The following is a 4,925-nucleotide window of genomic DNA, read 5'->3' as shown; positions in this document are numbered from 1 at the left end:
TCACTGCTGCGGCGATGCGCCCGCGGCAACCGGGCCGATGCGGTCGATGCGGAATACGTCGTGGTCGTCGAGGCCGCGGTGGGCGGTCTGGCGCACGACGACGTTCTCGTCGAAACGCCGCCCCAGGCCCTTCAGCAGGCCGATCACCATCGGTGCCAGGCCCATGCGCTCGCTGCGGTAGTGCAGCAGCAGCCCGCGCCCGCCGTCCACGCGCTCCAGCTGGAACGAAGGCGGCCGCAGGTCCGGGAAGGTCAGGCCGACGTGGCTGTGCATGTTGTCGAGGTTGCCCAGGAATTCCTCGAGGCTCGCGCCGAACATCGAGAGCATCTCGCCATAGCCCTCCTGCGCGGTGTACAGCACCCAGTGCTCGCCGAACGATTCGAGGATCTGCGCCGCGTCCAGCTTCAGCACCTCCGACGCGGCGCCGACGAGCTTGTACGTCACCTCGTCCGGGTAGCCGTCCATCGAGACGAACATCTCGTGGCTGACGCCGGCGCCCTCGCGGATGCGCTGCCAGGCCGCATCGCCGAAGCCGCGCATGACGAAATCCTCGACCGCCTGGTTGACAAGACCGTACATGGAGCTTCCTTCATCTCTCCGGGATGGAACATTTCAGGCAGCGACTGTGCACGCGGCCGCCGGGCCGCGCCAGTCGGCAGATTTCCGGTGCAGCTGTCGGCAGATTGACTACGCCTGACGGGTTGCGGCATGCGAGCGCGCGAACTCCGGCACGATCTGCAGCAGGCGCTCGAACTCGGTCGACTTGTGCAGGCAGTGGTCGGCACCGTCGGCGAGCACCTGCTCGCGTATCGATTCCTCGCCGTGGGAGGTGAGCACGATCACCAGGCAGCCGCGGCCGTGTTCGCTCTCGCGAATGGCGCGCAGCAGCTGCAGGCCGTTGAGTCCGGGCATCTGCAGGTCGAGCACCAYGGCGTCGGGCAAGGTCGCGTGGAACAGCCGCAGCGCCTGGACGCCGTCGGTCGCGCAGGCCACCACCTCGGCACCGCTCTCGCGCAGCAGCTCGCAGACCAGGTGGGCGATGGCCTGCACGTCGTCGGCCACGAGGAAGGTGGGGCGTCGAGGCTCGCGCTGCATGGCGGGATCGTGCCATCGGCCCGGGCCGCGCCGTGTGCGCATTTGCGGCAACGGGCGTCGGCAAATTGCCTACACGCTCGTCACTGCGCGGCCGTCACCACCGCGCGGCCGTCAATCCACCAGGCCGTTCTTCAGCGCGTAGCGGGCGATCTCGACGTGGCTGATGAGCCCGGTCTTCTCGCGGATGCGCGCCAGGTAGGTGGCCACCGTCTTCTCGCTCAGGCCGAGGTCGAAGCCGATCTCCTTGATCGCACGCCCGAGGGCGATGCGCCGGAAGATGTCGAGTTCGCGCTCGGACAGGTCGTGGTGGAGCCGGGTCGGCGGGCGCTCCTGCAGCAGCCTGGCGATGGCCACCGCCGTGTCGGCATGCAGGTAGGTGCCGCCGTCGGCGATGCGCCGCACCGCCAGCAGCAGGTCGTCGACGGCCCGGTGCTTGTGGATCAGCCCGTTCGCGCCGGCCTTCATCGTTTCGACGATGTAGCCCGTCTCGTCGCTGGCCGTCAGCACGAGCACCGGCACGTCGGCGCTGTGCGCACGGATCCGGCGCAGCAGCTCGAGGATGCCCGGGCCCGGCATCAGCACGTCGAGCAGCAGCAGGTCCCAGGCATGCAGCGCGAGGGCGGCGAGCACCGCGTCGCCGTCCCCCACTTCGGTCACGTCGGCACCGTCGAAGGCGTCGCAGAGCAGCTCGCGCAACCCGTGGCGCGTCACGGCATGGTCATCGGCTATCAGGATGTGCTGCATGCCCGGCCCCCGGTTCGATGAATGAATGCGGCACCCGCACCGTCGCGAGGGTGCCGCCCTGCGGACAGCGCTCGATGCGGAATGCGCCGCCGAGCGCCTCTGCACGCTCCGTCATGCCCAGCAGGCCGAGCGAGGTCGCGCGGCGCGCGGTCTCGACCGGGATGCCCACCCCGTCGTCGCGCACCTGCAGGATCCAGGCGTCCCCGTCGTCAGCCAGCGTGATGCTCAGCGCCGACGCCTGCGCGTGGCGGGCGATGTTCGTCAGCAGCTCCTGCAGGATGCGGAACAGCGCCGTCGCCACCGCCGCGTCGGGCAGCGAGGAGAGGTCGGCCCGCAGCGCGGCGGCAATCCCGGTCCGCGCCTCGAAACGGCGCGCCTCGTCGCGGATGGCCGCCGGCAGGCCCAGCGTGTCGAGCGCGCTGGGCCGCAGCTCGACCGCGATGCGCTGCACCGTCGCCACCGTCTGGTCGATCAGCGCCTCCGCCTCCGCGAGCTTGGGCGCCAGGTCGGCCGGTGCCGCACCGGCGGCCAGCCGCCGCGTCATCCAGCGCACGTCCATCTTGAGCCCCGTCAGCAGCTGCCCCAGCTCGTCGTGCACCTGGCGCGAGATGCGCGTGCATTCCTCCTCGCGCAGCGTGCGCAGCCGGGCCGTCAGCTCGCGCATCAGCACGTCGCGCTGCGCCTGCTCGGCGAGCAGCCGCTGCAACTCGGCATCGCGGCGCTTCGACAGCGTGATGTCGCGCAGGATCGCCGACAGCGCCACCGCCTCGCCCTGCGCATCCCGGATCACGCCCGTGACGACCGACAGCGTGACCGGCTGCCCCTGCCGGTGCAGCCGCACCACCTCCTGGGCACCGCCCGCAGCGCCGCCGCGCTGCGTGTCGAAGAGCCGGCGCTCCTCGGCGCGGGCCTCTTCCAGGCCGTGCGGCGAGCGCAGCACCTCGTGCACCGGCCGGCCGATCACCTCGTCCGGGGCAAAGCCGAAGGTGCGTTCCGCGCCCCGGTTCCAGCTCGTGATGAGGCCGTCGACCGTGCTGCTGACGATCGCGTCGTCGGACGCCTCGACGATGGCCGCGAGCCGCTGGCGCACCTCCTCGACCCGCTTGCGCTCGGTGATGTCGACACTGAAGACCGCGACGCCTTCCGGCGCCGGCTGGACGTTCAGGTCGAACCACGCGGGAGTCCCGTCGGCGAACACGAACTCGATCTCGCTGTGCTGCGCGATGCGCTCGCGCATGCAGCGTTGCAGCATCGCGAACACCGGGGTCGCCTCGATGTCCGGATACACCTGCGTCAGCGTGCGGCCGACCAGTGACTGGGTCTGCCCGTGGTGCTGGCGCGCCGCCGCCGGATTGAGGTAGAGGTAGCGCCAGCCGAAGTCGATCAGCTGGCAGCCTTCCAGCATGCTGTCGAGCGTGCGCTGGTACAAGCCGACGCTCTCGCGCAGCGCCGCTTCGGCCTGCTTGCGCTCGGTGACGTCGAAGAAGGTCGACAGGAAATCGTCGCCGATGCCGATGCCGGACACCACCATCGTGCGCACCGTGCCGTCCCGGCAGCTGACGCGGCGCTCGATCGGCGCGACCTTCACGGTGGCGGTCTCGGCTTGCGCGAGCGCCGCCTGCCAGCTGCCGATCACCTCGGCGCGATAGCGCGGGTCGGGGTAGGCGCGCTGCCACCAGTCGTCCAGCGTGGGGATGTCGTCGAGGCCGTAGCCGAAGACCTGCACGAATCGGGCATTCAACCCGGCCAGCACGCCGTCCCGCGTGACCAGCGCCTGCGGCAGCGGCGCTTCGTAGAAGAGGCGGCGAAAGCGCTGCTCGCTCACCAGCAAGGTGGCTTCGGCCGCCTCGCGCCGCTGTGCCGCATCGTCGAGCAGGCGCCGCACGGCCGCGATCTCGGTGATCGGCGGCGGTGGCGCGCCGGGCGGTGGGGTCTGCGCGAGCGAGGCCACCGAACGCGCGAGGCGGCGACCGGCCAGCGTGCCGCCGACGACGCCGGCCAGCGTCGCGGCCGCCACCGCGAGCGCGAGYGTCGCGGCAGCCTCCAGCAGCGGTGCGCGGTAGATGTCGCGCGGAATGTCGAGCACGACCGACCAGGACGAGAGCGCCGATTTCACGGTGAAGCGCCCGCCGGCGTCGACGTCGGTGGCCGGGTTGAAGCCCGGCGCCGCGCGCCGCGCCATCGTCCCGCCGCTGCCGTCGAGCAGCGCGAGCGACCAGCCGGCCGGCAGCCCGACCGCTTCCAGCTGCGCCTGGAACTGACGCACCTCGAACACCGTCAGCACGACGAAGGCCGCCCTGCCATCGCGCAGTGCCGGCGCCGCGACGGCCACCAGCGGCTCCTTGGCGACCGGGCCGATGAACAGGTCTCCGACCGCCGGGCGGCCGCTGGCGAATGCGATCGGCACGGCCGCCCGGCCCTTCGGGACCGGCAGCGGCGGCAAGGCCGTGCCGAAAGGCACGCGGGTGTTGAGCAGCATGTGCAGGCCGGGGTCGGCCACGATCACGTGGCCGCCGAAGCTGCGGCGGAACGCCTGCGCTTCCTCGTAGAGCTCGGCGCGGCGCGACGCCACGTCGATCAGCGGCGACTGCGCCAGCATCCCGAGCGCGCCGATGCGGGCGTTCAGGAACTGATCGACGTCGCCGGCGAGCGTGGTCGCAATGCCCCGGGCCTCGCGGTCGCGGTTGTCCTGCACGTCGCGCACGCGTTCGATGGCAAGGTAGATCGAGAGCACCCCCAGCGGCCCGACGCACAGCCAGATCAGCCGTGTCAGGAACGCATGAAGCGACGGTGCGGGCATGATCAACCTTTGCTGAACCACGACAACGCTTCGCAGACGATGCAGCGTGACACGAACAGCGGTGCGCACGGCGCCACGATGCCACCTTTTATACACGCTCGCCCGGCGCACAACGGGCGGGGTTCTCCGGAGAGAAAAAGCTCAGCCGGCCGCCGCGACGACCTGCCACCACGCCGGCAACAGCCCGCGCACCTGCGGCTTCGCGAAGCGGTCGTCGATCAGGATCACGACCCCTTCGTCGCTGGTCGTGCGGATCACCCGCCCGGCCGCCTGCACCACCTTCTGC

At 71.1% G+C, this 4,925-nt stretch carries 5 protein-coding genes; all 5 read right to left on the bottom strand.

The window, feature by feature from the left end:
• Positions 1 to 579 carry a heme NO-binding domain-containing protein gene (locus tag AC1D12_RS24685; RefSeq protein ID WP_477843474.1) on the bottom strand — a complete coding sequence of 193 codons (579 nt, stop codon included), beginning with the start codon at positions 577 to 579 and terminating at the stop codon, positions 1 to 3.
• Positions 580 to 687: 108 nt separating this feature from the next.
• Entirely contained in the window at positions 688 to 1,095 is a 408-nt protein-coding gene (locus tag AC1D12_RS24680; RefSeq protein WP_477843472.1) for a response regulator, read from the bottom strand.
• Positions 1,096 to 1,206: 111 nt separating this feature from the next.
• On the bottom strand, positions 1,207 to 1,839 hold the full coding sequence (locus AC1D12_RS24675) for a response regulator (protein ID WP_047511637.1): 633 nt from the start codon (positions 1,837 to 1,839) through the stop codon (positions 1,207 to 1,209).
• Entirely contained in the window at positions 1,814 to 4,639 is a 2,826-nt protein-coding gene (locus AC1D12_RS24670; RefSeq protein WP_477843470.1) for a PAS domain S-box protein, read from the bottom strand. Before AC1D12_RS24670 ends, AC1D12_RS24675 begins: the two co-directional genes overlap by 26 nt.
• Positions 4,640 to 4,780: 141 nt before the next feature.
• Positions 4,781 to 4,925: helicase C-terminal domain-containing protein (locus AC1D12_RS24665; protein ID WP_477843476.1), on the bottom strand; the 145-nt coding region annotated here is incomplete at its 5' end.

The sequence above is a fragment of the Rhizobacter sp. P1_G5 genome (genome assembly GCF_056405435.1).
This window is presented reverse-complemented; position numbering and strand designations above follow the sequence as displayed.

Coding starts and splice junctions, on each gene's coding strand:
- AC1D12_RS24685 (WP_477843474.1), bottom strand. CDS start 579: ATGTACGGTCTTGTCAACCAGGCGGTCGAGGATTTCGTCATGCGCGGC.
- AC1D12_RS24675 (WP_047511637.1), bottom strand. CDS start 1,839: ATGCAGCACATCCTGATAGCCGATGACCATGCCGTGACGCGCCACGGG.